This is a genomic window from Desulfovibrio sp. 1188_IL3213, assembly GCF_036763145.1.
Taxonomy (GTDB): domain Bacteria; phylum Desulfobacterota; class Desulfovibrionia; order Desulfovibrionales; family Desulfovibrionaceae; genus Desulfovibrio.
This window is the reverse complement of the sequence record NZ_JBAIYR010000540.1, coordinates 1-1,341: the sequence shown is the minus strand read 5'-3', so window position 1 is coordinate 1,341 and position 1,341 is coordinate 1. Positions and strand designations below refer to the sequence as shown.

Sequence of the window (1,341 nt, the reverse complement as noted above, 5' to 3'; positions counted from 1 at the left end):
GGCCGTCACCAGGGGGGTCAAACCGGACTATCCTTCCTCCGCCCGCAGCCGCAGGGTGGAAGGGCGCGTCATTGTGCGCATGGTGGTGGAAACCAGCGGGCAGCCTGGCCAGTGCAGCATCCACAGCGCCAATCCTCAGGGCTATTTTGAAGAAGCAGCCCTGGACGCCGCCCGCCGCATGCGCTTCCGCCCCGGAACCAAGGCCGGGAAAGCCGTCCGCACTCTGGTCTTGCTGCCTTTTGACTTCAATCTCCGCTAGAGCAGATTAACTTTGAGAATATACATTCTCAAAGTTTAAGGCACGCTCACTTCGGCGTTTAACCGCGCAGATAAACTGCGCTTACGCTTCCGTAGCGAACGTCTGCTCACGCAGCCGCCAGAGCAATTTCAAAGTGAAATTGCTCTAACTTTTTCGTCGTCATGCATTTTCAATAAATCATGTGGCGTCTGCGACTCACAACAGGCCCGACACATCGCGCCACTCCCCGCTGACGGTCGCGCGCATGCCAAATTCCAGAACAGCCTCAAGCTGAAATTGCTCCGGGGATTTGCGCAAACAGGCACTCTGCCGCAGTCCGCGCCGCCCCTGCCCCACGCAAAAACAGACTCCGCCGCATTTGCAAAGGCCCGTTGCCGCATGCTATCCTGAAGCCAATAACTTCAGGGGGTATCACATGGCTGTAGTGCTGGGCACAGCCGGACATATCGACCACGGTAAAACCTCTTTGGTACGGGCGCTCACGGGCATCAACTGCGACCGGCTGGAAGAGGAAAAGCGCCGCGGCATCACCATTGAGCTGGGCTTCGCCTGGGTGGACATGCCCGGCGGCGAGCGTCTGGGCATTGTGGACGTGCCGGGCCACGAGCGTTTCGTAAAAAACATGGTGGCCGGGGCTGCGGGGGTGGACTTCGTGATGCTGGTCATCGCGGCGGACGAGGGCGTCATGCCCCAGACCCGCGAGCACCTTGAAATATGCTCTTTGCTCGGCATCCGGAACGGCTTTGTGGCCCTGACCAAGACGGACATGGTGGACGCGGACTGGCTGGAAATGGTCACTGAAGACGTGCGCGGCTTTCTGGCCGGAACCTTCCTTGAGGGTGCGCCTGTTTTTCCAGTCTCGTCGGCCACGGGCGAAGGGGTGAACGCCCTGCGCTCCCATATTTTTCAACTGGCCGCCGATCTTCCCGCCCGGCGGCGCGTTGACATCTTCCGCCAGCCGGTGGACCGCGTCTTCAGCATGAAAGGCTACGGCACGGTCATCACGGGCACAGTCATTTCCGGCAGCGTCAAGGTGGGCGATGACCTGCGCTTCATGCCGCCAGACACCCCCACCAGGGCGC

At 60.6% G+C, this 1,341-nt stretch carries 2 protein-coding genes; both read left to right on the top strand.

Annotated elements, in window-relative coordinates:
- Nucleotides 1-259: energy transducer TonB (locus tag V6C16_RS13420; protein WP_333543457.1), on the top strand; the 259-nt coding region annotated here is incomplete at its 5' end.
- A 415-nt stretch (nt 260-674) separates the two neighbouring features.
- Nucleotides 675-1,341, top strand: a 667-nt coding sequence (selB, locus tag V6C16_RS13415; protein WP_333543456.1) for a selenocysteine-specific translation elongation factor, incomplete at its 3' end; no start/stop codon positions are given.